This window comes from Sphaerothrix gracilis Ecp01, from assembly GCF_030405905.1.
GTDB classification, from domain to species: domain Bacteria; phylum Cyanobacteriota; class Cyanobacteriia; order Phormidesmidales; family Phormidesmidaceae; genus Sphaerothrix; species Sphaerothrix gracilis.
In genome coordinates, this window is the sequence record NZ_JASATW010000016.1 from 67,737 (window position 1) to 91,766 (window position 24,030).

Here is a 24,030-nt window from a genome sequence, read left to right on the forward strand (position 1 = left end):
ATTGACATCTGGAGGAAATCAATGATTCTGAGGAATAATGTTACAAAATATTGAGATAACTCTAAGAAGCATGGCTTAATGCCGGAAAATATTTGCGGAAGGTAGCTGAGCCTTATGAGCTGGATTGCTCCGGTATCTCTGTGGCCTCCACGGAGGATCTGGCGCTAACTGCGGTACGCATTTTGAAGCAAAGCTGATGAAGAGCTGGTCAGCAGTCTATTAGCTAAGCCTCACAGGCGTATCGAAGGATCAGCCCTTTTCACCTGTTGAACACCAGCGCAATTTAGCCTGGTTACATTCTTCTGGAGGAATCCATCAATGAGTATTGTCACGAAGTCAATCGTGAATGCAGATGCTGAGGCTCGTTACCTCAGCCCAGGTGAGCTAGATCGGATTAAGTCCTTTGTCACCTCCGGCGAGCGCCGCCTGCGCATCGCTCAGGTACTCACCGAGTCCCGCGAGCGCATCGTTAAGCAAGCTGGCGATCAGCTCTTCCAGAAGCGCCCTGACGTGGTTTCTCCTGGTGGTAATGCTTACGGTGAGGAAATGACCGCTACCTGCCTGCGGGACATGGACTACTATCTACGCCTCGTTACCTACGGTGTGGTTGCAGGCGACACCACTCCAATTGAGGAAATCGGCCTCGTAGGCGTACGTGAAATGTACAACTCTTTGGGCACGCCGGTTCCGGCAGTGGCTGAATCTATTCGCTGCATGAAGAGCGTTGCTTCTTCCATGCTCTCCAGCGAAGATGCGGCTGAAGCAGCTGCTTACTTCGACTTCGTTGTCGGCGCAATGCAGTAATCTCTCAGCTTGCAGAGAAAGATTGTTACTTTGAGAATTGGCTATTAAGGAAGCAAAAACATGCAAGACGCAATTACTTCTGTAATCAACTCTTCTGACGTTCAGGGTAAGTACCTGGACACCTCCGCTATGGATAAGCTAAAGGCTTACTTCCAGACTGGAGAACTGCGCGTACGGGCTGCCACCACCATCAGCGCTAATGCGGCCGACATCGTTCGTGATGCGGTAGCTAAGTCCCTGCTGTACTCTGATATCACCCGCCCCGGTGGCAACATGTACACCACCCGTCGCTATGCTGCTTGCATTCGTGACCTGGACTACTACCTACGTTATGCCACCTACGCGATGCTGGCAGGCGATCCTTCCATCCTCGATGAGCGAGTGCTCAACGGCCTGAAGGAAACCTACAACTCACTAGGGGTACCCATCGGTGCTACTGTTCAAGCGATTCAAGCGATGAAAGAAGTCACTGCTTCTCTCGTTGGCGCTGACGCAGGCAAGGAAATGGGCGTGTACTTCGACTACATCTGCTCCGGTTTAAGCTAGGACTTTCTAGCTGTCTGTTATAACCGCAGACTGAGTTAGAGCGACGGAAGTCTGGGGTGAGTGTTGAGTTGTCAAAAGCTTGTTGATATCACTGCAAGTTCTGATTACTTAGCATTGGCTCTCGACTTCCGGCTCTTTTTAGGAGCCTGTTAGCACTAACAGCGATCGCTTTTTATTTGCTGTTGGCCTGACAAAGTTAATTATTGACATCAAGCTTAAAGCTAAAGCTAACCCGCTTAAAATTTTTCATTTTTATCTACGTTGTTGATTAGGAGAGATCTTCCACCATGCGCATGTTCAAAGTAACTGCCTGTGTTCCCAGTCAAACCCGAATTCGCACCCAGCGGGAGCTGCAGAATACCTACTTCACTAAGCTAGTCCCCTACACCAACTGGTTTCGTGAGCAGCAGCGAATTCAAAAGATGGGCGGCACCATCGTCAAGGTTGAGTTAGCAACAGGACGTCCTGGCCTAAATACGGGTCTGCTCTAAGCAGCTATAGCAAATATGGCGATCGAGGCTACGGAATACCGGGGCCTCTTTGCTTTTTAAAGGGAAACTTTACCGCAAACCTCTGCTAAAAAATTCAGCAAACTAACTCATCTTCTGCGAAGCTCTTCGATATACTGTTTTCTAATCTTCTGTCGCGCCAGCCATTGAAGTTGAGTCAGCTTATTTCTCTGTTTAACGCATCGGCCCAGACCTGGTCTAAAGAGGCCAGGATGCTGCGCTGGCTGACGATTGTGTGGCTAGTTATAGGGCTGGCTGTGCTTTACTCTGCCTCCTATCCGGTTGCCGATGCAGATTATGGAGATGGTCTGCGCTATTTCAAAATTCAGCTGCTGTGGATAGCGATTGGCCTAATTGGTTTTCAGACAGTTATTCAGACTTCCCTGCAGAAGCTAGTCAAAGTTTCGGGCATTGTCTTGCTGCTGCTGCTCGGCTTAATTATCGTGACGCTGATGCCTCGTTTAGGCGTTACGGTGAACGGCGCTACACGCTGGCTGGCTTTAGGGCCATTTCTGGTTCAGCCCTCAGAGTTACTAAAACCGTTCTTAGTCCTGCAGGCAGCTCGGCTGTTTGGTCTCTGGCCCCGGGTTCCCTGGACCAACCGCTGTCTTTGGTTAGCCATTTTTGCCTTGGTGGTAGGCGCAATTTTGCTACAGCCTAATCTCAGCACGGCTGCTATCTGCGGCATGACCCTGTGGCTGATTGCACTGGCAGCGGGCCTGCCTTATCTATCGCTGGCTTTGGTAGCCTGCAGTGGTATAGGACTGGCTGTGATTAGCGTGAGTCTCAAAGCCTATCAGCGACAGCGAATTATTTCATTTTTGAATCCTTGGGCTGATCCAACCCAGAGCGGCTATCAGCTAGTGCAGAGCCTACTGGCTATTGGTTCAGGGCAGGCTTGGGGCAGCGGTTTTGGGCTGTCTCAGCAAAAGCTTTTTTATCTGCCGATTCAATATACCGACTTTATTTTCTCGGTGTATGCCGAAGAGTTTGGCTTTGCTGGCTGTGTAGCTCTGCTGGGCTTGCTAGCGGTCTATGCCAGTTTCGCCCTTAAGGTCATTCTGCAGTGCAATCATGCGGTTTATCGCCTCATTGCCGTCGGGGCAATGGTTTTGCTAGTAGGGCAGTCTCTTTTAAACATTGGTGTGGCTGCGGGGGCACTGCCAACAACGGGCCTGCCGTTTCCTTTCTTTAGCTACGGCGGCAGCTCTATGATCTCTAGCCTGCTGACGGCAGCTTTGCTGATTCGAGTGGCGCGAGAAGCTGGCGAAGCCCAGAAAGTGATTGATTTACCTACCTGGCAGTCAAAGCGACAAAAGCGATCGCTGCCTGAGCGTCGTCCCAAGCGCAATCTTTCCTCATAGCCATAGACTTAGGGAAAACCCCCAGACCGACTCGATAGAATAGGAAAGACGCCGCTGTTTTGTTGAGGCTTATCCTAACGACGCATGATTGAGACGCTACAGGCTTATCTATATCAGCTCAGCCAGCTAGCTGACCATTTAGTGAACCAGCAGCTAGGGCACTTATCTTTTCTCAGTGTCGCCATTATTTTTACCGCTGGGCTCCTGACAAGCCTCACCCCCTGTATGCTCTCAATGCTGCCGATTACGGTCGGCTATATGGGGTCTTATGACACTGAAGATCGGCTGCAAGCGGCAGTGCAGTCGGTTTGGTTTGCCCTGGGGTTAGCGACTACGCTGGCGGGCCTAGGCATCGTAGCAGCCGTTTTTGGCAAGGTGTATGGCCAAGTGGGAATCGGCCTACCGATTGTGGTCAGTCTGGTAGCTATCTTGATGGGGCTGAATCTTTTAGAAGCGCTTCCCCTGCGGCTGCCGTCTCTAGGTGCAACTGATTTAGTCCAGAAAAATCTGCCTCAGAGTGTCAAATCTTATCTGCTGGGTCTGACCTTTGGCTTAGTCGCCTCCCCCTGCAGCACCCCGGTTTTGGCGACGCTACTAGCCTGGATTTCGGCTACAGGCGATCCGGTTTTGGGGGCAGCTTTGCTGCTGGCCTATACGGTGGGCTACGTGGCTCCCTTAGTACTGGCCGGCACGTTTACCGCCACCATCAAAAGGCTTTTAGAACTGCGCCAGTGGTCGGGCTGGATTACCCCTGCCAGCGGCGTTTTACTAGTTGGCTTTGGCGTTTTTTCCCTGCTGAACCGAGTTTTAGCCGCTGGTATTTTATAAAACTGCTTTACCTTCCTCGTTTGCATAACCTTAAGACCTAACTTTTACCATGTCTTCAGATCAGACATCTGCTACAACGACTCGGCTATGGGCAGGCATTAAGCATTATTTTCGGCGCGAACTATTGCCGCTGCTGGCAGACCTGCGTTTGGCGATCGCGCTTTTACTGGCGATCGCGCTCTTCAGCGTGGCGGGTACCGTGATTGAGCAAGGACAAACTTTAGCGTTTTACCAGGCTAACTATCCAGAAGATCCCGCCCTTTTTGGCTTCCTGACCTGGAAAGTGCTGCTAATAGTCGGGTTAGATCATGTGTATCGTACCTGGTGGTTTTTGTCGCTGCTGATTTTGTTTGGCGCTAGCCTCACCGCCTGCACCTTCACGCGGCAAATTACAGCCCTACGCTGGTTTTCTCGTACCTGGAATTTTTATACCCAACCGCGCCAGTTTACGAAGCTAGCCCTTAGCAGTGAGTTTTCCGCTGGCTCTCTGGCTAATCTAAGTCCGCTGCTGGAGCAGCGGCGCTATCGTATCTTTCACCGAGACAATTCGCTCTATGCCCACAAGGGCCTCGTAGGGCGCATTGGGCCAATTGTGGTTCATGCCAGTATGCTGCTGATTTTACTAGGCGCGATCGGCGGCGCAATGACGGGCTTTTTTGCGCAAGAAATCGTGCCCAGCGGCGAGACTTTTCAAATTCGCAATATTTTTGACGCCGGGCCTTGGGCCGAGGCCCAAATTCCTAAAAACTGGTCAGTGCGAGTCAACCGCTTTTGGATTGACTATACACCAGAGGGCAGCATTAACCAGTTTTATTCTGATCTGTCTGTGTTGGATCAGGCGGGAGAAGAGGTCAAGCAAAAAACTATTTTTGTCAACTCGCCGCTGCGCTACAAAAACGTGACCCTATATCAGGCAGACTGGGGCATTGCTGCCGTCAAAGTGAAGATCAACAATAGTCCGGTACTGGAATTTCCTATGGGTAAGCTCAATACCGGCGATGCAGGTCGGCTTTGGGGTACCTGGGTGCCGACAAAACCCGATCTCAGCGACGGAATTTCACTGATTGCGAAAGACTTGCAGGGGACGCTGCTGATCTACAGCAATCGAGGTGAACTCGTTTCAACGGTGCGGCAGGGAATGTCAGTCGAGGTCAACGGCGTCACGCTCTCAGTGGTCGATCTAATCGGCAGCACAGGTCTGCAAATTAAAGCAGATCCCGGTATTCCACTGGTTTATACGGGCTTCGGTCTACTGATGATCGGCGTGTTGATGAGCTATGTTTCTCACTCGCAGGTTTGGGCACTGGAAACAGAAGCGGGTCAGCTTTTTGTTGGCGGTCGTACTAACCGGGCACAGGTTACGTTTGAGCGTGAGTTGATCGGTATTTTAGATCAGCTCGCTCAGCCTGAAGTAGAACAGCCAGCAGCGGCAAGGGATCTCTCTACCTCTGTCTCAGGTGGGCGGAGTTAACAGATAAGAGACTGAGCGTGAAGCAACGGATTGTTAGACAGGTATTGAGCTGGCTAGCAATGCGATAACGCATTTTTTCCATCTGTAACAACGACCTGATAGCGGTAGGTGAGCGATCGCGCGATCGCTTTGAAATCAGGCGATCGCGCTAAGTATTAGGTGGGCGTATTTTGCAAATTGGGCTTTTCCTCTGGCAAGATAGCGCCTTCAACCGGACAGACCTGAATACAAATGCCACAGTCGATACAGGTGGCAAAATCGATCCAGTACCAGTCAGTTCCCTTGGTGTTTTTACCAGGGCCGGGGTGAATGCAGGCAACCGGACAAGCATCAACGCAGTCGGCCACGCCTTCGCAAACGTTGGTCACAATGGTATGCGGCACAGTTTCTCTCGCTTTTTAACTAACATCGGTGCGGCCTTGGCGCGCACCCCTACCAGCCTAATTCAGGGCTTCAATTTCCGGCAAACCCGAGACTGGAATCCAGGCAATTCGGCTAATTTGGCGCGATCGCGCTAGCTGCCGAATCGCTGCAGGAGCCGTCGGTTCAGCTAGGTGAACTTCTACGCGCACTAAGTTAGTAGCCGCCCGAATTTTCTGGGCATGGGCAAACGCCGCTGCCGCCGCCTGGGGGGCTGCGGGAACCACTAGCCAATCGGCTGCAGGCAGTTCTTGGGGTAGCTGATGACGGGCTGCCAGTACCTGCTGCAGGGCTTCGATATTAAGCGAAAAGCCAATGCCGGGATAAGACTGCTGATCTGGATGAAAAACACCCAGCAGGTTGTCATAGCGACCTCCCTGACCAATCACCTGACGGCCCAGTTCCGTATCGCCTACAACTTCAAATACCACGCCGGTGTAATAGTCAAACGGCTTTAATAGGCTGAGATCTAGTATTAGGGAAGGAATAGTTACTGATTTTCCTTCCGGTGTCTGAGCTGTTTCCTGCAGGATGGCAATCAGCGATTTTAAGGCCATCACGATTTGATGCTGCTCGGCTGTTAGCTCTAGCTGCGACACCGACTGCAACACGTCTTCTGGCCTACCCCGTAGATCTAGCAGCAGCAAGGCTCGCTGCCGCAGTTCTGTAGATAGGGGCAGAGCTTCAAGCGCTACCCGATCAAGCTGGGCGATCGCCTGCCGCACCTGCTGCCGCACCTGGTTCGGGAAAGGCAGCAGCATTGACTGGGTCAATCCTGCATCGCCCAACACGACATGCCAGGAATGTAAGTTAAGGCTGCTAAGACAGTCTGCCAGCAGCAGCAAAATCTCTGCATCAGCTAGGCTACCGCCAGAGCCAAGCAGCTCTACACCCGCCTGATAGTATTCTTGCTGACCGCCATGACTCCCCTTGTCGGCATGGCGAAACACATTGGCGTTGTAATAGAGTCGCTGCGGATGGGTCATGTCAGCCATGCGCGTTACCGCAGCTCTGGCGATCGAGGCCGTTAGTTCTGGGCGTAGACCTAGCGGTTCAGACTGAGGACTTTGCAGCTCAATCACGGTTGACTGCTCAATAGCGCCACCCGCTATCAGCGTACTTAGATGCTCAACCGTTGAAGTGATGATGCGATGGTAGCCCCAGCGCTGAAAAACCTGGTCAAGCTGATGCTCGATACTGAGCTTCTGTATCACATCTAGCGGGAGCAGGTCCCTAGCGCCAGAGGGGGTTTGATAAACCATTAGCCTTTCTTTCCACCAAACAATCCAAAGAGTCCGCCGCGTGATTTGCCAGCCGTTTGCGCCTGGGCCTTGCCACTGGCTTGACGACCTCCTTTGCCGCCACTGGTTTTAGGTTCCAGATTTTCCAAGCGGCGCTGAGCGCTCTTGCCTAACTCGCTTTCAGGACTCAGCTCAAAGACTTTAGCCAGATGAATTTTAGCCATCTTGGGCTGTCCTTTACGCATATAGACCCCAGCTAGCTGATGGTGACAGCGAGCATTTTTAGGATGAGACTGAAGGGCCTCGCGCAGTTCCAAAATGGCTCGGTTGAAGTCTTGCTTATCTTCAAATTCTTTAGCCCGGTTGAGATAGCTTTCAATGACGTTTTGCCGCCGACGGGGAGTAGGTGGCGCGGTGGTAGCTGACTGGCTAGTGGTCGGAGCAGCTGCTGCCTCAGCCGTCGTCGCTGCCGCTGGCGATCGCCCGGCTGGCTGTCCTTCTGCTGATTTGCGCATCAGGTAAACCAGGTTCAGCTCGCTAATTTGCCCTATGGTTTCTAGGACCGTATCGAGAGACTCATACTGTTTTTCAGCCAAAGATTTGAGATTGCTGATGTAGAGCTGCTCAATGTTGCTGCTGGTGAGCATCTGGCGGGCCGTTTCGCTATCGACCTGCCAGGTATCGGGCTGCCGTTTTAGCTGCTGGCCTTTAAGCTGTAGCAGGAGATTGTACTCAGTGAACTCTTTCTCCTGACTGAGCTTTTCGTAAGCAGGATTCACCAGCTTAGAAAGAAACTCACTCGCCTGCTTCTTGTCGCTCTCGCTAGCGCTGGAAAAGCTATCCGGGTGCAGTTTACGGGCAATTCTGAGATAGCGTTTACGCACCTGTTTGGCATCCGCCTCGACAGGTAGCCCCAGAACGGCATAGTGATCGGTGAAATCCAGTTGAAAAAGCCCTGCGGTGATATTCATAGGTGGCTCTAGCGATAGTCCCTCTACTGGGTGAATCCAGCTTAATTGATCTCAGTGTATCCTCGGTCTCTGAAAATGCACCAGACTCTTAGCAGTACCCTGCTCAGCTTGAAGGAGGTGCGAACTGCGGTAGGGGTCGCACCTGGTTCAATTCTTGGCTCATTGCCGCGTGTAGGTGACCGTTGGTTGCCAAGATGCGACCAGAAAAGGCATCAAAAGGACTTTGATCGTAAGCGCTTACCTTGCCGCCCGCTTCTGCTACTAAAACAACGCCAGCGGCCATATCCCAAGGAGAGAGTCCCCGCTCCCAGTAACCATCCAAGCGCCCACAGGCCACATAGGCTAAATCCAAAGAGGCCGCACCGCCGCGCCGAACCCCCTGGGTTAAATGGGTAAAGTGGCAAAATTCGGCGTAGTTGTTGTCTGCTGTTTCGCGGCGATCGTAGGCAAAGCCGGTCACGAGCAAACTTTTGGCTAAAACTGCCGTCTCAGAAACCTGAATAGGTTGGCGATCGCGCGTAGCCCCCATACCCTGAGCGGCTCGAAACAGCTCCTTATGAAAAGGATCAAAGATAGCGCCTACGATAGGTTTTCCTTGGAACAATAACCCTACTGACACCGCTGAGAACGGATACTGGTGAGCATAATTGGTCGTACCATCGAGCGGATCAATCGCCCAAAGATAGTCACTCTCAGCCGCGCCTGCCGCTCCAGATTCCTCGGCTAAGATGGCGTGTTCTGGTACGTGGCGCTGTAGTACAGCTAGCACCTCAGCTTCAGCTGCTTTATCCGCCACGGTGACAATATTATCGGCCTGTCCCTTTTCCTCTATCTGCTTGAGCTGTCCCCAGTACTGCTGCAGGATCCCCCCACCAGCCAGCGCCGCCTCAGTAGCAATATCTAGAAAGCGTTGTAAGTCTAATGGCGTCATAGTTCGATAATTTAGGAGGGGGACTGCTGCTGGCGAAATTCTGCAGGGGTGAGTCGCAGCGGCTGCTTTGGCTGCCAGATACCGAGGCCGACCAGACGAGCTTGTTCCTGAGCGCGAAGCAGGGCTGTTTGATAGGGCGAAGTCTCCAAGCTGAGCGGATCGACCAGCACGTAGCCTTCTTGCACGAGCTGCTGATTAATTAGCTGGCGATCGCGCCAGACGTAGGCCCAGAGACGATTGTAATCATCTGGCTCTAAGCTAACAGGCTCTATACGAACCGTTTTGCCAATGAGTTCCTGCAGGCGCTGCTGCGCGGCTTCTCCCCAAGGCACCTGCTTCAGATCGGGGGCCTGGATGCCGGCCAGCCGGATTTGATCAACAGCAGCGTTAGGGCCGATTGGCGCTGTCAGCGCTAGGGTTTGACCGCTCAGCGCCCGCTCGACGCTAACTAGATAGGTCTGCCCAACCGGCAGCGCAGGCTGACAACCCCAAAGACAACCCCCCAGCCACAGACTCCAGAGAAAAGCCCAAAAACGCGATCGCAGCATCGCTCTTTTCCCACCCGCTTAATCTTCATCTAAAGGCAGTCCAAAGCGGACTTTCCCCTTACCAAAGTAGCGGCCAAACTGCAGTTCGTAAACTTCGTCTTCGTCTTGAGTTTCTACCTCTAGATCTGAGCAGGGATAGCTAACGCACAGCAGCGCGTACCCCTGACGCCTCAGATCAGGTGAAAGCCCCATTGCTTCTGGCTGGTTGACCTCACCAGAAAGCACCCGCACGGCACAGGTGGTGCAGGCTCCGTTGCGGCAGGCAAAGGGTAAGTTGGCCCCCTGATTCTCGGCAGTCTGCAAAATATAGCGATCGGCAGGCACTTCTACCGTATAGTCAGTCCCTTGCTGCCGATGATGAACCCGAACAGTGTAAGAATCAGTCATGAATTAAAAGCCAGCAAACCAAGTGTCCACAGCCTCGATCATAGCGGCCTGTGCTGGCAAATCTGAGATTTTCTGTGCTTTGGGGCTGAATTTCTGATACGATATCGATTCAGTGCAGAAAACTAAACATGCACCTCTGGAGAGGTGGCCGAGTGGTTGAAGGCGCAGCACTGGAAATGCTGTTTATCCTAACCGGGTAACGAGGGTTCGAATCCCTCCCTCTCCGTTTTAATTTTTACCGGCTGCAAGTCTTTATCTTTAACTGACAGCTAACTAGCGGCACGTTTCTTCTTGCCCGTCATGCGCTCAAAGCTCAGGGCGGCAACGCCTAAAGTGACCAGCAAAATGCCAATCCACTCAATGAGCTGTAGGTTAGTCTGAGCCCCCGGCGTAATGATAGCAGCGAGTACTGCCGTTACTACCGGGCCGCTAGAGGCGACGATGGAGGCTTTAGCAGCCCCCATTAGACGAACGCCATAGTTATTGAACAAGTAGCCTATCAGGGTCAAGACGCCTAACAGCAAAAAGCTAATCACCAAAGCCGACGCATTAAGCGGCGGCTCCAACCGCGCTCCCAGCAGCGGATAGCCCAAAGCTTGGGAAACAGATAAAGCCGCGACGACCCCGCCTGTTAGCACCAGAATCGTGGTGAACTGCAGCAAGGTAACTGGCACCGGATGCAGTTTGCGAAAGCTAATCTGCATGGCAATCAGATACAAGGCAAAAGCAACGCTAGAGAGCAAGGCAGCTCCTAGCCCCCAAGGCGAAATATTGCCTCCAGCAAGTAGATAGCTATTGATGGTCGGCCAGGAAACCATGAAGATACCCATAGCGATCGCTACCATCACCATGCCGCGCAGAGCCGTCGGGCGATCGCCAAACAAGAACCAGGCCAGCGGCACCGTAATCAACGGATACATAAACAGCAGCGTCACCGCCACGCCGGAACCAATTTCAGGAATAGCTTTATAAATTAGAATCTGGGACGTAAACAAAAAGAAACCGCTGCCAATTACCTGCAGAACCGAACGGCGATCGCGTCCTTCTAAAAACTGACTCAAATCGCGCCAAACGGCAGGATAAAGCTGCGGTGCAATCAGCGCCATAATCGGCAGCACCACCAGCATCCGCAGAAACAGCAGCAATAGGGCATTGGGCACATTCAGCGGCAAAACTTGCCCCACGGGCAGTAAATTGAACAACCGCGCTCCCCGACCGATAATTTGCACCAAAACATTGTGAAAAGACAGGGCCAGGGTAGACATAAAGATCAGCGCTAAGCCCTTTTGCAGCCGCGAAAGCTGACGTACAGAGGCAGGGCCGAGGGATCGAGCCGGAGCCGGGAGCTGCTCTGGTGGTAAATCCGCCGTCTCACCGGCTATCTGCGCTCTGGGAGATTGGAGATAAGAGTCGGCAGACGGCGGTATCTGGCCCATTTGCTGCTGTAGCTGCTGATTGAGCCGTCCTACTAGAGCATCTAAGATGACTTCCCCCTGTTTTTCCAGAGAATGCATCCGGCTAATTTGCCGATTCAGACCGCTCTGATAGCTGTTGAGGTCTTGCTGTAATGACTGCAAGGTGCTGCTCAAGCTAGAGTCCAAGGACGTTAGTAGCTGATTGATATTGTGGGTTGAGCGATAAGCATCAGTGGGCACATTGGCAGGCAAATCACGCGCCTCTAACGCAGCGGCTTGAAGAGACTGAGTCAGCTGAGCCTGCAGGTGTCCTGCCAAAGCCTGAGCGAGGCGCTTAGCCCAAACCTGCTGCTGCGCCTGCTGTTGTTTAGACAGCGCAATTTCTTTGTCGGTCTGTAGAGAATGATAATCAGCCTGTAGAGCTTCATAGTCTGCCTCCAGCAGTTCTAGATCCTGCATTAGGCGAGACTTACGGGCCTGAAGCTGCTCAATCTCTGAGACTAACTGCCCGGAAAACTGCTGCTGAAACTGATCTAAATCTTGCCGTAGCTCCTTTAGAATGGCTGCCGGATCCTGGGCAGACGCTTTTGGCTGATTTGGTAGATCGTCTTGCTGCCCCATGAGTTGAGAATTTTGAAAAAGTTCGTCCACTAAACCAAGCTTTCTAGATCGGCTGATTTAGAAAGTTCCACAAACTGTTGTTGTTATTTTGCGCAAAAACTGGCTAAAGATCTCACTCAATCTTACTGGATTGATTTTGAGCAAAGGTTTGTAACGGATCGATAATTTTATTGCGCGGATACAGATTGTCTGATGCCTATACTAAAGGAACAACTGCTCTAATGAATGCTATGGTTGCCACCGGCAAGTCAACGGCAATATCAATCACCTTATAGATAGCTAAAAAATCCGCCGACAAAAACAGAATGGGTCAGGCGTCAGCGAACTGCTAGCTTAGACGATCATTTCATCAGAGATAAATCAGATCTGGGAGTCACAGTGAAATGTTAGGCTGACTCTGAGTTTTTGCCCTAAGGCATTAACACATTAACAAGCTGCTGCTCAGCGGCGGTCAGGGCTTCCTGCAGCTTCTCCGGCTGTCGCCCCCCGGCCTGAGCCAAGTTGGGCCGACCGCCGCCGCCACCGCCGCAGCGCTTCGCAATGCCGCCAATGAACTTGCCTGCCTGAAGGCCTTGCTTGACCACCATCGGACTAAACGCCGCCACCAGGCTAACCTTACCTGCATCGGGCACTGAGCCAAGCACCACTGCCCCTTCGCCCAGCTTTTGCAACAGGCGCTCAGCGGCCCCTTTCAGCGCTTCGGCATCAACGCCTTCTAGCTCGGACACCAGCACCTTAAAGTCGCCAACGGGCTTAGCGCTATCTGCAAGCTGAGCCGATTTAGCCTGGGCCAGCTCGGACTTAAGAGCGTCTAGTGTTTTCTGGGCATTTTTTAGCTCTGATTGGAGGTTAGCCACCCGTTCTGGCAGCTCTTCCGGCTTGACCTTAAAGCGATCGCTCAGCTCTCGTACCACCTGATCTCGCAGGTTGAGATAGTCCAGTACGGCTGGTCCTGCTACCGCCTCAATCCGACGCACGCCAGCGGAGATACCCGACTCCGAAATAATCTTAAAAGCACCAATTTCAGCCGTATTGCTGACGTGGGTACCGCCGCACAGCTCCATTGAGACGCCCGGAAAGTCAATCACGCGCACCTCATCGCCATACTTTTCGCCAAACATGGCGACGGCCCCTTTGGCCTTAGCTTCAGCGATCGGCATCAGCATCACGTCGGCTTGATGGCCCTCAGCTATCCAGGTGTTGACCTGCGCCTCAATCTGCTGCAGGTCTGCCGGGGTAAGGGCACGGGGACAGTTGAAGTCAAACCGTAGGCGATCAAAGTCAACCAGTGAACCCGCCTGGGAAATAGAGTTGTCCACAATTGTCTTCAGGGCTGCCTGGAGCAAATGGGTTGCCGTGTGATTGGCCTGAGCGCGGCGACGACAGGCTCGGTCAATCTGCGCCGAAACCCCGTCACCAACGCGGACTTGCCCCCGCTCAATCCGACCAAAATGGACAAAAATCTCGCCTTCTTTCTTAACGTCCTCAATCCGAATCAGCAGATTGTCGCCAGAGAGATAGCCGCGATCGCCAATCTGGCCGCCAGATTCAGCGTAGAACGGCGTTTGCGATAGAACAACTTGCACTTCGGCTCCGGCCTCAGCCTGTTCAACTGATTGGCCTGCAATCAAAATGGCTTCCACCGGACTATCAACAGTCGCGGCAGTATAGCCCAAAAATTCAGTCGAGTGAATATGCTCGGCTAGCTTATCTAAGCTGCCCTGCACTGTTAGGTCAATGGTTTCGTGGGCCGCCCGCGATCGCGCTTTCTGCTGCGCCATCTCGGCCTGATAACCCGCTAAGTCAACGCTCAGCCCTTGTTCGGCGGCTATTTCTTCAGTTAGCTCCACCGGAAAGCCGTAGGTATCGTAGAGGACGAAAGCATCTTCCCCGGAAATTTGCGACTGTTTGGCGGCGATCGCCTGTTGGATAATTTCAGCCAGCAGCTTTTCGCCGCGATCGAGAGTTTCTAAAAAGCGCTTTTCTTCTCGCTCTAGCTCGGCTTTAATCGCAGTGGCTCGTTCCTTCAGGTTGGGGTAGGCAGCCGCCATCAGGCCAATCGCTGACTCTGCTACTTCGACCGTAAAGGGGCGATCGATCCCTAGCAGCCGCCCATGCCGCACCACGCGGCGAATTAAACGGCGCAGCACGTAGCCGCGTTCCTCATTTGAGGCTTTGACGCCATCGGCAATTAGGTGGGTGACAGCTCGGACATGATCGCCGATGACTTTGAGCGAAGTTTTTGTCGCTTCACTGGCTTGGGCATAGTCGATCTGCGCGATCGCGGCTGCCGTTTGAATAATCGGAAAAATTAGATCGGTTTCGTAGTTATTGGGCTTTTGCTGCAGAATTTGAGCCATGCGCTCTAGCCCTAAACCCGTGTCAATATTCTGGTTTTGCAGCGGTGTCAGCGTACCTTCGCTGTCCCGGTTGTACTGCATGAAGACCAGGTTGTAAAACTCGATGAAGCGGCTATCATCTTCTAGGTCAATGTCCTGATCGCCTTTCTCAGGCTGGAAGTCGTAGTACAGCTCAGAGCAGGGACCACAAGGCCCCGTAGGCCCTGCCGCCCAAAAGTTGTCTTCAGCGCCCATACGAATGATGCGATGGGCCGGAATACCGACCTGATCGCGCCAAATGGCAAACGCCTCATCATCATCTACAAAAACGCTAACCACGACTTGTTCCGGCGGCAAACCAAAAACCTGTGTGGAAAGTTCCCAAGCCCAAGCGATCGCCTGTTCTTTGAAATAATCGCCAAAGCTGAAATTGCCCAGCATCTCAAAGAAAGTATGGTGCCGTGCCGTACGGCCCACATTTTCAATGTCGTTGGTGCGAATGCACTTTTGTGAACTGGTAGCTCGATCAAAGTTTGCCTGTCGCTGTCCTAGAAAAATTGGCTTGAAGGGCAGCATTCCTGCAATCGTTAGCAGAACCGTGGGGTCTTCAGGAATCAGCGAAGCGCTAGGCAGCACTTCATGCCCACGCTCTGCGTAAAAAGACAGAAACTGCTGGCGAATTTCTGCACCACTTAGCATACTGGGTTGAGACTGAGACCGAGAAACAGGCATGAACGGCTTGGGTATGGATTTTGGAATGTGGATTTTTAGATTTCTATTCTGAACGATATTTGTCAAAAAGCTCAAGCTTAAGATTTCCAGCTCACCGATATAGGTAAGAGCGACTGAGGCTGTAATTTTAGTCAGATTGGGCAGAATACTGGCATACACTCAGTTATCTTGCCTTTAACCTAGCGATTACCTTAAGATTCCGGAGCCAGTGTATCTGACCTTGAAGTCAAACAGACTACCGCCATGCAGGCTGTGACAACATTCCTGCTGTTCGCTAATTGCACTGGTCTATTTGCTGAGGCTCACTCTTAAAGTGTAGATGCTGAGACCTCGATTATGCCGCTGCCATAGCAAAATCAGGTAAAGGGGCTTTGGGGGAGGCTCTAAGCTCTCCTAAAAAACCAACGTCGGGGACGCGTCAGAACATCAACTTTTCCGCTTTCAGACTCATTTTTAGGGCTAACCCTACTGTACTCATACACTAGACTATCTCTAAAACTGCCTGAACTGGCCTGTCGTGTGCCCATATCAAACTTCCTTTTTACCCACACATGACTGGAGCCTTGCTTTTAGTGGGCGATCGCCCGTTTTGCCGCAAAACCTCAGAGCAGATTCTCTCACTGGAGGCAGAAATTCTAACGGCCCAAAGCTATGGTGAGGCCGAAACGCTCATTTATAATTCGCCGCCTCACCTGCTCCTGCTACAGGCCAGCCAACCGCTAAATTGGGAACTTTGTCAGCAGATTAAACAAGGGCCACAGCTAAGCTGGATCTACTGCATTTTATTAGTTCACCAGTCATCAGCCCTATCTCTGGGCGCTGACGATATCAGCAAGACGATTTTAGCCTTAGCAGCCGGCGCTAATGCCTATTTAGCCCTACCGACCGCTGATCCCAGCTATGAAGAACTCTTAAGAGCCTATGTGGCAGCAGGACTGCGTCAGGCCAGCCTGTATCGCACGTTGTCGCAGGAAAATAATTTCCTTTCCGCGATCGCTCTGTCAGATGCGCTCACTCAAATCGGGAACCGCCGCGCTTTTGACTGGGAGCTATCTCGCCAGATCAAAAATGCTCAAGATAAAGGGCTTGATTTTAGCCTGCTGCTGATTGACATCGACTACTTTAAGTCTGTTAACGATACCTACGGTCATTTGGTCGGCGATCAAGTGCTGCGCTTGCTAGCCGAGCGCCTCAAGCACAACATGCGCTTTGATGATACGCCCTATCGCTATGGGGGTGAGGAGTTTGCTATTACTCTGACAGATACTGGTGCTGCCGAAGCGGCTCAGATTGCCCAGCGACTCTGCCAGCTAATTCACCAGCATCCTTTCAGCGTGATACCAGCCAGCCCAGAGCAAGAGCTAGTACTGCCTATCACAGTCAGCGTTGGTGTTGCCAGTCTGCGCCAGGATGGAACCGACTCAGGCATGGCACTGCTGCAGCGAGCCGATCAAAACTTGTTGAAGGCGAAATCGACAGGGCGCAACCGGGCGGTGAGCGGCTAAGTAGCGGTTTCCGGCTGGCATTGCTCGCGCAACAGTTGACGACAGACAGCAATTGGCTCTCGCTCGGCCATAGCCTGCACCAAGGCAGAGTAAGCCGCCTGGTGCTGCTGAATTAGCGTTTTAGCCTGTAGCAGTGACCAGCGCTCTCGCATAGCGGCTTGACTGACTGCTATTTGCAGATTGACGCAGACCAAGCGTAGCTTTTGGCGATCGTCGTCGCCACCAGCAGCAGCTCCATAGACAATTTGCTCAGCCGCGATACCCGCCATCCACACCATGCAGAAGTGGTTGAGCGACTGGGCCGAAATCTGGCCTTGGGCAAACGCCTCTTCTAGAGCACTTGTATCAAAAACAACGCCCCCTAGCCCCGGCAGCCCTTTGCGCCAGGTTTCCCAAGGGCTGAGGGTGTAATCAACCACCGGAATCTCTAAGAGATGCGCTATCAAAAAGTGGCCTGCTTCGTGATGTAAGATGCGTTCTCGATAAGTTGATGAGGTCCGATCTAGGCCATCTATCACAATAGCGCCCAGTCTTCCCCCAAGGCTCAGCTGGTCTAGCGTGACAATGCCTAGCAAGCCTACCGTCGCCGCCGCCGGAATGACAGGGGAAACCTGCAGCAGTGGCCCTAGCAGACTGGCCATCGTTAGGGCAAAAATACTGATGGCAACGAGATTGAGCGTAGTTTGTCGCATTATTGAGGGGCTGGCGCCGACTCTGCAGGCTCAGGGCGGCTGTCTTCTTTATAGAACGTTTCTAAGCTATCGCGATCGCCGACAAATCGCCAATGCCAGGGTTCATAACTAATTCCCTGAACATTGTCTTTCGGGAATGAGAGTTCAAAGCTATAGCGAGCCGCATTCTGCTCCAGCCAGCGAAAAGCGGGCGTATTTTCAAAGGCGACTTCCAAATCAATATCGGGCCGCGAACCGTCTAAGATATCGATGGCATAGCCCGTATGGTGTTCGCTGTAGCCTGGTGGAGCGCTGACTTCGGCCCGTACGTCAGTCCGCTGGGTGCGATCGGCTTTGATCTGAAAAAACAAATAGTCTTGATCCTCATTAGAGCGAAAGCCTGAGACGGGACGGAGGTAAATGCCTTCCACTCTAGCTTGGGCCTGCATATCTAAAAACTTCTCAGCAGCAGCCCGCTCTAGCTTGATGCTGCCATCCGCCACGATCTTGACCAAGCGATCGCGGGGTACCTCTTCATAAGCTCTGTGCCCCAGTATAGTTGGCACCTGCGCAGCAGTCACCGCGGTTGAAGAAGTCGGCTCAGCCATAACAACGCGCGCGGCATCCTCAGCAGCGGCGTCCATCTGCGTTACTGCGCCATTGCTGCTGCGCTGGCTAAGAGCGGCTGTTTGCCAAGCAGTGAAGGCACCCAGCCCCACTGCGGCAAAAATGCCAATTCCTAGCCACAGCCAGCGAGAGCTAGTCGGACGATCGCTGCGATCGCCAAGTGCCCCCTCCCTTAAAGCCTCTGGAATATCATCCATAGCAGTCAATATGCGTTAACCCGGGTGTTCGTAGCCTGCTCGGCGGCAAGGCTCACAGACGACTCGATTTTAGACTGAATCTAGATCAATTGGGCACGAGATTAGCCTAGTTTCGGATGTTTATTGAGCCGCAAATGCCATGCAATCTGCCATTTAGTGTTTAACTACTGCGCTACTCGCTGAGCGCTGAGAACCTGCTGAATCCGTTCTCGGCTATCTTCTAAATGAGCCAGGGTCGTAATATCCAAATCCCTTCCCTGTTTTCGCAGCACGCTGGCAATATCGCGCTCTAGCTGCCGTAGCTGATAGCGGGCGATTACCCTGGCATCTTCCGGAGTGGCCATCGTTTCAAAGACTGTAATCAGCTCTAGAAAGTTTGTGGGCTGACTGGGGCTACGCAGCACCATGCCGCTCAAAATATTTAGGTAGTGCCGCTGCAAACCTCGGCGCAGGAGTCCAACTTCAGTAGACTCGGCTTCAAGCTCGCTCCAGATGCCCTGCTGTAGATTCTCAAACAGGTCGGGCAGAGTCAGCACGACCTCTGAACCGGCCTTTAGCTCTAGCTCCTGAATCCGAGACAGGCGCGTGGCTGAGAGCAAATCGATCAGCACAATGCCCTGCAGAAAAGAAACCCGATCGTAGATGGGATAGTCTAGGGACGAAACTAGAGCGTAGCTGCCCCAGTGAAACCAGCGGTCAGGGGCGAGCTGATTCAGGAGCTGAGGCGAAAAGTCAAAGACATCTGCGTCAAAAACATAGGTCTGCAGCGTTGCTAAAGCCTGCTGCTGCTTTTCTAAGGCAATTGGCTCAAACGGTAAGCGGCCATTGGCATCACCGGGATATTGACGGTTAAACCGCCGACCGCCGACGTAGTTAGAGACGGTTAGCGCCTGACTGAAGTAGTAGTTAAAGACCGTTTCAAAGCGATCGCGGAGGACACCATAGCTCTCATCTGGCAGCAAATAGCCGTTTTCTAGCCGCTGCCAAACTGCCTGAGCGTTCTGCATTTGCCATTGGGCATACTGCAGCGGGTCGCTGCTGAGATCAAAAGCATTGGTTTCTGGATCTAAGAAGCTAAAAGCATCTTCGTCCGTGCCATAGGTGAGTTCTGGTCGCTCAATTTGGCTGGCGATCGCCCGCAGTTCTGGCTGCTCTAGCTGGGGATGGATAGCCTCGATCGGCTTGTAGCCATACTCAATTGCCCACTCATCATAGGGGCCTAGCTGGGCGGGAAAATAGTCACCCTGAGCCATATCTGGTGGGGCCAAGTTGACAGGAAAATAGTCCATCAGGGAGCTGACTAATCCCTGCGATCGGGTAATTTCCTGATTGTGGAGTTCTGCTGGAGAGAGCATCAAGCTGCCGCGAAAATTATGGCGCAGCCCTAGAGTATGACCGACTTCGTGGGCTGTAAGTGCTCGCAGATATTGATAAATATAGGTGTCTAAATCTAGGCGATCGCTAGCCCCTAGCTGAACCGTGTTTAAGGCCAATGCGCCAAAGGCGCTCTGCTGAGCCGCTGACAATCCCACGCACCGCTGGCGGAGCTGCTGCTGCAGGGTGGCGGGCGCAGCGGCGAGTTGCCGTGGATTGGCCAAGAGCTGATCTAGCGAGTTATTGGCCTGAGACAGCATCCACTGGGCTAGATATCCCTGATAGCGATGTCCGCAGAGCTGACCGTAGAGCTGTTCACTAGGGCCAAGATTACTGGCTAGGGTCCGATAGCTGCCATTTAGCTGACGGATGACATTGGCATCAATGACAATATCCGCATCTAGAATTTCTCCGGTCAGCGGATTGACGCGGGAAGGGCCGAGCGCTTCAGCCCAGGGCCGAAAAGAGTCTGACCAGCGAATGGTGTTGTAGCGAATGTCTGCTGGATTCCAGTCAGCATCATCAGGCATCTGCCGTACTTCGATCGCGCCTTGAAAGCCTATTTTTTCAAAGGCTTCATTCCACATCAACACCCCTTCACGAATAGCCGTTCGGTACTCTACTGGCACCGTATTCTCAATCCAAAAGACAATAGGCTCTTGAGGCGGAGAAAGGTCTGCCTCCGGGTTTTGCTTTTCTAGGTGCCAGCGCTGGATATAGCGGGTAAAGGGATCTTGGCGGCGATAATCAAGAGGCGTTTGATAAGCAGTGACAAAATAGCCTACCCGCTCATCTGCTAGGCGGGGCTGATAGCGGCTCTGAGCGGGCAGGGCTGACAGGCTGTAGCGGACTCGGAGGTTGAACCCCCTAGCGTCCGGCAGGCTGTCAAAGCCGAAGAAAAACAGGCTGTCGCCACCGCCTCCGGTAAAACCCAAGACTGACTCAATCTCAAGATTGGCGGGCAAGTTTTGCACCTGACCAATGTAGGAAGTGCTGCTGTCGGCACTGTAGCTGCCTAAGCTCCAGCTCAGCGCTGACATCACGTCAGCCGGATCGTGGTTGAGTAGCAAATTAGCCAGATCGATCAGCATGACCTCAGTTTCGGGGTGAATGCTAACGATGTTTAGGGCTGAGAGAATCGAGTCGCTGTAAGAGCGCTCCAGTAAAGCCTGTCTTTCGGGCTGATCGGGCTGACTCCGAAAATAGAGATTGGGCACAACAAGATGGAGCTTGTTGTTAGGAGCCTGTCTAAACTGAATCAGCGTGTCATTGATGGGCCAGCCGCTGAAAAGTCCCGACTCACCGATGCCGGAGTCTAGAGTAGCGATGAGCAGATAGTTCTGATTGAGCTGCTGGGGCGATAGCGCCAAATATAGCTTGTTCTTGTCGGCGTTGCGATAGAGGGTAAACAGCCCCTCTACTTTTTCCATATCTGCGATCGCTTCGTCAAAAGGTCGCAGTCCGTCAGGCTGATTGTTAGATGACTCGTTCGTGTCCTCTTTAGCAGCGGGCTCAGCCAGCAGTCCTGCCTCAGCTTTAACGGCCCCAACCGCACCCACAGCAGCCAACCATAAAATGATGGGAATTGAGACCCGCAGACACCCCAAACCTGTCCGCCGCCAAGCTGCTCTAATCACTCAATTCACTCCGTCTATAGACTGACTTTTTAGATAGGTCAGTCCTAATCTAGCCTGTCGGTTTCCAAAAAACAGGCTGACTGAATCAAAATGAAAGATTTGCAGACAGGTTGGTAGCTAAGACAAAGCGATCCGCCTAGCCGTTACTTGCGGATCGCTGCCAGTAGCTTTTCTAACTGCGATGACGACCTGAAATACTGAATTACAGAGCTAGCTATATTTTTGACTGGAGGCCGCTTCTAAGTTGAACAACACGTGCAGGGTTTGCATCGCCTGTTTGCGAGCGTCAATGTCACGCTGCGCCCTCAACTGCACCATCGGATCGTGCAGAATTTTGTTGACGATGCCGCGAGTTAGCGCCTCGATCACGGCCTGATGCTTGTCGGTAAACTCTGAGCCAAGGCGAGAAAGGGCTTTTTCTAGCTCCTGCTCGCGAATTCCTTCAACCTTGCTGCGCAGGCTGCTAATCGTTGAAACCGTATCAAGCGATCGCCACCAGTCGATAAAAGCCTCAATTTCCTCTTCTAACAGCGCTTCCGCCTCCAAAGCCATTTGACGGCGGCTTTCTTGGTTTTGAGCCACCACCGCTTTTAGATCATCCACATTGAACGCCTGGACGTTGCTCAGTTCGTTCACATTGCTGTGAACATTGCGCGGCACGGCGATATCGAACAGCATCAGCGATCGCGGCGCAGTCAAAGTTTTCTCTAAATGTTCACGGACAATTAGCGGTTCAGTGGCCGCCGTGCAGGTAAATACTAGTTCTGAATCTAGAACCGCATCCAGCATATTGTCGAGCGTGCCGGTTTGGATTGCACCTGGCTCAAACTGCCGGGCGAGGGCATCAGCTCGCTCGATTGAGCGGTTGAGAATCATGATGTGCATGGCTCGCTTAGAAAGCAGATGCTGCACCAGCAGCCGCGCCATTTTGCCCGCCCCTAGAATAACAATGCGGCGCGAGGTCAGATCTCCGGCCTTGAGGCAAGCCAGCTCAGCGGCGGCAGAGCTAATTGAGACAGCCCCTGTACCAATGCTGGTTTCAGTCCGCACCCGTTTACCGGCGCTGATGGCCTGCTTGAACAAACGGCTGAGGACGCGGCCAATGCCTTTATGCTGCTGACCTAGCTGATGGGCGTGCTTCACCTGAGACAGAATTTGTCCCTCGCCCAGCACCAGGCTGTCAAGCCCGGCAGAAACCCGCATCAGGTGCATGACGGCATCTTGATGCAGCAGGATGAACAGATGGCGGCGCAGCTCCGGCAGGGGTACCTGGCCGTAGTCGGCTAAAAACTGGCTGACTTCCCGAATGCCCTGCTCCGTGTCGCTGATGACTAGATGCAGCTCCAAGCGGTTACAGGTACTTAGGATGCAAACTTCTTCGATGTGGGGATAGCTGCAAAGCTGGGCGATCGCATCAGCAGTCTGAGGTGTTGGAATACTGAGCTTTTCACGGACTTCAACAGGCGCTGTTTTGTGGCTAAGGCCGACAACGGCAATATTCATTCTTCCTCCCAAAAGATCTTTTATCCACTCTGCCCGATGGGCGATCGCAGCCAAGGTTAAAACTTCGCTTTTAATAATCAAATCAGCTTGAACTGAAGACAAACTCCAAAGAATCAAACTAGATCGGCATTTCTGAACTTATGAATAAACCGACCTCGACTCAAGAAAACTCAACAAAAATCCATCAAACGGAATTTTCTCTTACAAAGGCAAATGGGAATAGCTCGACCTGCGCCTCATAAAATGAAGCCAATAGCATGTCGCTCTATTCCCATCTTAAGCGCTCTGCCGCTGTAAGCTCTTGGCAAAAAACCGTCAGGGCTGTTAAAGCCTCCTCAGCTTTTAGTGTAGCTGCAGCGTTTGAGGCGATTCAACCATGTGAATGGTGTCTACAAACCGAGCCGTCATCGACTGGTTGGAAATGACTAAGGACTGGGTTCTAGCGCCTCCATGAAAGAAGCGCACCCCTTCCATCAGAACGCCAGGAGTGATGCCGCAGGCAGCAAACAGCACGGTCTCGCCAGAGGCGAGTTCATCAGCGTTGTAGACCTTATCGGGGTCGTTGATTCCCATATCTGACAAACGCTTCAGGTTGGCCTCTTTGCTTTCGCCAATCAGCCCGGTTTTAACAATGGCCGGGTCGTAGATGAGCTGGCCCTGGAAATGTCCGCCCAAGCAGCGCATTGCGGCTGCAGAAATGACGCCTTCTGGCGCGGCGCCAATACCCATCAGAGCATGGATGTTGGTGCCTGAGAAAGCGCAGGAAATTGCGGCTGAGACATCGCCGTCAGAAATTAGGCGCACCCGCGCACCCGCGTCGCGGATTTCTTTGATTAGCTCAGTGTGGCGATCGCGCTTCATAACGACGACCACCAGTTCGTCAATACCGCGATTGAGACACTCGGCTAGAATCTTGAGGTTTTCAGTGGCTGACTTGTTGATATCAACTTTGCCCTTGGCCTGGGGAGGGGCTGCTAGCTTCTTCATGTAGAAGTCAGGAGCGGCAAACAGACCGCCTTTTTCAGAAATAGCCAGTACGGCCATCGAGCCATTCTGACCGTAGGCTACCAGATTGGTGCCCTCACAGGGGTCAACGGCGATGTCGATTTCAATCAGCTCGTCGGGGTTGCAATACTCTTTAGCATCAGGCCGCGTACAGATACCCACCTCTTCACCGATGTAGAGCATAGGCGCATCGTCCCGTTCGCCCTCACCAATGACAATCTTGCCGCGCATATAAATCTTGTTCATCCGCTCCCGCATGGCCTCTACTGCCACTTGGTCAGCGGTATCTTTTTCGCCTTTGCCCATCCAGCGTGCTGATGCGATCGCCGCCTGTTCGACAACCTCAATAATTTCCAGACCGAGGGTACTTTCCACGGGATATCT

At 52.7% G+C, this 24,030-nt stretch carries 20 protein-coding genes and 1 tRNA gene; 8 read left to right on the top strand and 13 right to left on the bottom strand.

The genetic code is table 11. From position 1 onward, the window contains the following. The first annotated feature begins 318 nt into the window (after window positions 1–318). From apcA to QJQ48_RS17920, 6 genes are all read left to right on the top strand, one after another. Window positions 319–804, top strand: coding sequence for an allophycocyanin subunit alpha (gene apcA, locus QJQ48_RS17895; protein WP_346292614.1), 486 nt, complete (start codon window positions 319–321; stop codon window positions 802–804). Window positions 805–864: 60 nt separating this feature from the next. Continuing rightward, window positions 865–1,350 carry an allophycocyanin subunit beta gene (apcB, locus tag QJQ48_RS17900; protein WP_346292615.1) on the top strand — a complete coding sequence of 162 codons (486 nt, stop codon included), beginning with the start codon at window positions 865–867 and terminating at the stop codon, window positions 1,348–1,350. A gap of 287 nt (window positions 1,351–1,637) precedes the next feature. Next, window positions 1,638–1,841, top strand: coding sequence for a rod-capping linker protein CpcD domain-containing protein (locus tag QJQ48_RS17905; protein ID WP_346292616.1), 204 nt, complete (start codon window positions 1,638–1,640; stop codon window positions 1,839–1,841). Between the two features lie 164 nt (window positions 1,842–2,005). Then, complete coding sequence (locus QJQ48_RS17910; RefSeq protein ID WP_346292617.1) at window positions 2,006–3,223, top strand: FtsW/RodA/SpoVE family cell cycle protein; 1,218 nt, start codon at window positions 2,006–2,008, stop codon at window positions 3,221–3,223. Between the two features lie 84 nt (window positions 3,224–3,307). Continuing rightward, entirely contained in the window at window positions 3,308–4,051 is a 744-nt protein-coding gene (locus QJQ48_RS17915; protein WP_346292618.1) for a cytochrome c biogenesis protein CcdA, read from the top strand. Between the two features lie 49 nt (window positions 4,052–4,100). Beyond that, the gene (locus QJQ48_RS17920; protein WP_346292619.1) at window positions 4,101–5,522 is read left to right on the top strand and encodes a cytochrome c biogenesis protein; all 1,422 of its coding nucleotides are present in this window, start codon (window positions 4,101–4,103) and stop codon (window positions 5,520–5,522) included. 155 nt (window positions 5,523–5,677) lie between these two features. Here QJQ48_RS17920 and QJQ48_RS17925 read toward each other — a convergent pair whose 3' ends face one another. The 6 genes from QJQ48_RS17925 to QJQ48_RS17950 all read right to left on the bottom strand — a co-directional run bounded on the left by QJQ48_RS17925 (window position 5,678) and on the right by QJQ48_RS17950 (window position 10,020). Then, window positions 5,678–5,905, bottom strand: a complete 228-nt coding sequence (locus QJQ48_RS17925; RefSeq protein ID WP_346292620.1) for a ferredoxin family protein — start codon at window positions 5,903–5,905, stop codon at window positions 5,678–5,680. 57 nt (window positions 5,906–5,962) lie between these two features. Continuing rightward, window positions 5,963–7,204 carry an ATP phosphoribosyltransferase regulatory subunit gene (locus QJQ48_RS17930; protein WP_346292621.1) on the bottom strand — a complete coding sequence of 414 codons (1,242 nt, stop codon included), beginning with the start codon at window positions 7,202–7,204 and terminating at the stop codon, window positions 5,963–5,965. Beyond that, window positions 7,204–8,154: a J domain-containing protein gene (locus QJQ48_RS17935; RefSeq protein ID WP_346292622.1), complete on the bottom strand. Its 951-nt coding sequence runs from the start codon at window positions 8,152–8,154 to the stop codon at window positions 7,204–7,206. Before QJQ48_RS17935 ends, QJQ48_RS17930 begins: the two co-directional genes overlap by 1 nt. Window positions 8,155–8,257: 103 nt before the next feature. Continuing rightward, window positions 8,258–9,085 carry an inositol monophosphatase family protein gene (locus QJQ48_RS17940; RefSeq protein WP_346292623.1) on the bottom strand — a complete coding sequence of 276 codons (828 nt, stop codon included), beginning with the start codon at window positions 9,083–9,085 and terminating at the stop codon, window positions 8,258–8,260. A gap of 11 nt (window positions 9,086–9,096) precedes the next feature. Continuing rightward, window positions 9,097–9,633, bottom strand: a complete 537-nt coding sequence (locus QJQ48_RS17945; RefSeq protein WP_346292624.1) for a thermonuclease family protein — start codon at window positions 9,631–9,633, stop codon at window positions 9,097–9,099. An 18-nt stretch (window positions 9,634–9,651) separates the two neighbouring features. Further along, window positions 9,652–10,020: a 2Fe-2S iron-sulfur cluster-binding protein gene (locus tag QJQ48_RS17950; protein ID WP_346292625.1), complete on the bottom strand. Its 369-nt coding sequence runs from the start codon at window positions 10,018–10,020 to the stop codon at window positions 9,652–9,654. Between the two features lie 138 nt (window positions 10,021–10,158). On the opposite strand from QJQ48_RS17950, the gene QJQ48_RS17955 reads away from it, so the two are divergent. Continuing rightward, window positions 10,159–10,246, top strand: a tRNA-Ser gene (locus tag QJQ48_RS17955). Window positions 10,247–10,289: 43 nt separating this feature from the next. On the opposite strand, the gene QJQ48_RS17960 is transcribed toward QJQ48_RS17955, so the two are convergent. Both QJQ48_RS17960 and alaS read right to left on the bottom strand, forming a co-directional pair. Further along, on the bottom strand, window positions 10,290–12,056 hold the full coding sequence (locus QJQ48_RS17960) for an EamA family transporter (protein WP_346292626.1): 1,767 nt from the start codon (window positions 12,054–12,056) through the stop codon (window positions 10,290–10,292). 410 nt (window positions 12,057–12,466) lie between these two features. After that, window positions 12,467–15,127 (bottom strand): alanine--tRNA ligase, encoded by a 2,661-nt coding sequence (gene alaS, locus QJQ48_RS17965; protein WP_346292627.1) that lies wholly within the window; start codon window positions 15,125–15,127, stop codon window positions 12,467–12,469. 551 nt (window positions 15,128–15,678) lie between these two features. Here alaS and QJQ48_RS17970 point away from each other — a divergent pair. Then, window positions 15,679–16,632: a GGDEF domain-containing response regulator gene (locus QJQ48_RS17970; protein ID WP_346292628.1), complete on the top strand. Its 954-nt coding sequence runs from the start codon at window positions 15,679–15,681 to the stop codon at window positions 16,630–16,632. On the opposite strand, the gene QJQ48_RS17975 is transcribed toward QJQ48_RS17970, so the two are convergent. The 5 genes from QJQ48_RS17975 to glpX form a co-directional block, all read right to left on the bottom strand. Next, window positions 16,629–17,324, bottom strand: coding sequence for an ATP-dependent Zn protease (locus tag QJQ48_RS17975; RefSeq protein ID WP_346292629.1), 696 nt, complete (start codon window positions 17,322–17,324; stop codon window positions 16,629–16,631). The genes QJQ48_RS17970 and QJQ48_RS17975 overlap by 4 nt on opposite strands. Beyond that, window positions 17,324–18,127 carry a M15 family metallopeptidase gene (locus QJQ48_RS17980; RefSeq protein ID WP_346292630.1) on the bottom strand — a complete coding sequence of 268 codons (804 nt, stop codon included), beginning with the start codon at window positions 18,125–18,127 and terminating at the stop codon, window positions 17,324–17,326. The genes QJQ48_RS17975 and QJQ48_RS17980 overlap by 1 nt, the downstream gene beginning before the upstream one ends. A gap of 164 nt (window positions 18,128–18,291) precedes the next feature. Continuing rightward, window positions 18,292–21,138 carry a zinc-dependent metalloprotease gene (locus QJQ48_RS17985; protein ID WP_346292631.1) on the bottom strand — a complete coding sequence of 949 codons (2,847 nt, stop codon included), beginning with the start codon at window positions 21,136–21,138 and terminating at the stop codon, window positions 18,292–18,294. A 210-nt stretch (window positions 21,139–21,348) separates the two neighbouring features. Continuing rightward, window positions 21,349–22,641 carry a glutamyl-tRNA reductase gene (locus QJQ48_RS17990; protein ID WP_346292672.1) on the bottom strand — a complete coding sequence of 431 codons (1,293 nt, stop codon included), beginning with the start codon at window positions 22,639–22,641 and terminating at the stop codon, window positions 21,349–21,351. Between the two features lie 342 nt (window positions 22,642–22,983). Then, window positions 22,984–24,021 (bottom strand): class II fructose-bisphosphatase, encoded by a 1,038-nt coding sequence (gene glpX, locus QJQ48_RS17995; protein ID WP_346292632.1) that lies wholly within the window; start codon window positions 24,019–24,021, stop codon window positions 22,984–22,986. Window positions 24,022–24,030 lie beyond the last annotated feature (9 nt).

Bases quoted from the DNA above. Each gene is read 5' to 3' on its own strand.
- apcA (WP_346292614.1), top strand. From the start codon at position 319: ATGAGTATTGTCACGAAGTCAATCGTGAATGCAGATGCTGAGGCTCGT.
- apcB (WP_346292615.1), top strand. From the start codon at position 865: ATGCAAGACGCAATTACTTCTGTAATCAACTCTTCTGACGTTCAGGGT.
- QJQ48_RS17905 (WP_346292616.1), top strand. From the start codon at position 1,638: ATGCGCATGTTCAAAGTAACTGCCTGTGTTCCCAGTCAAACCCGAATT.
- QJQ48_RS17915 (WP_346292618.1), top strand. From the start codon at position 3,308: ATGATTGAGACGCTACAGGCTTATCTATATCAGCTCAGCCAGCTAGCT.
- QJQ48_RS17920 (WP_346292619.1), top strand. From the start codon at position 4,101: ATGTCTTCAGATCAGACATCTGCTACAACGACTCGGCTATGGGCAGGC.
- QJQ48_RS17930 (WP_346292621.1), bottom strand. From the start codon at position 7,204: ATGGTTTATCAAACCCCCTCTGGCGCTAGGGACCTGCTCCCGCTAGAT.
- QJQ48_RS17935 (WP_346292622.1), bottom strand. From the start codon at position 8,154: ATGAATATCACCGCAGGGCTTTTTCAACTGGATTTCACCGATCACTAT.
- QJQ48_RS17940 (WP_346292623.1), bottom strand. From the start codon at position 9,085: ATGACGCCATTAGACTTACAACGCTTTCTAGATATTGCTACTGAGGCG.
- QJQ48_RS17945 (WP_346292624.1), bottom strand. From the start codon at position 9,633: ATGCTGCGATCGCGTTTTTGGGCTTTTCTCTGGAGTCTGTGGCTGGGG.
- QJQ48_RS17950 (WP_346292625.1), bottom strand. From the start codon at position 10,020: ATGACTGATTCTTACACTGTTCGGGTTCATCATCGGCAGCAAGGGACT.
- QJQ48_RS17960 (WP_346292626.1), bottom strand. From the start codon at position 12,056: ATGGGGCAGCAAGACGATCTACCAAATCAGCCAAAAGCGTCTGCCCAG.
- alaS (WP_346292627.1), bottom strand. From the start codon at position 15,127: ATGCCTGTTTCTCGGTCTCAGTCTCAACCCAGTATGCTAAGTGGTGCA.
- QJQ48_RS17970 (WP_346292628.1), top strand. From the start codon at position 15,679: ATGACTGGAGCCTTGCTTTTAGTGGGCGATCGCCCGTTTTGCCGCAAA.
- QJQ48_RS17975 (WP_346292629.1), bottom strand. From the start codon at position 17,324: ATGCGACAAACTACGCTCAATCTCGTTGCCATCAGTATTTTTGCCCTA.
- QJQ48_RS17980 (WP_346292630.1), bottom strand. From the start codon at position 18,127: ATGGATGATATTCCAGAGGCTTTAAGGGAGGGGGCACTTGGCGATCGC.
- QJQ48_RS17990 (WP_346292672.1), bottom strand. From the start codon at position 22,641: ATGAATATTGCCGTTGTCGGCCTTAGCCACAAAACAGCGCCTGTTGAA.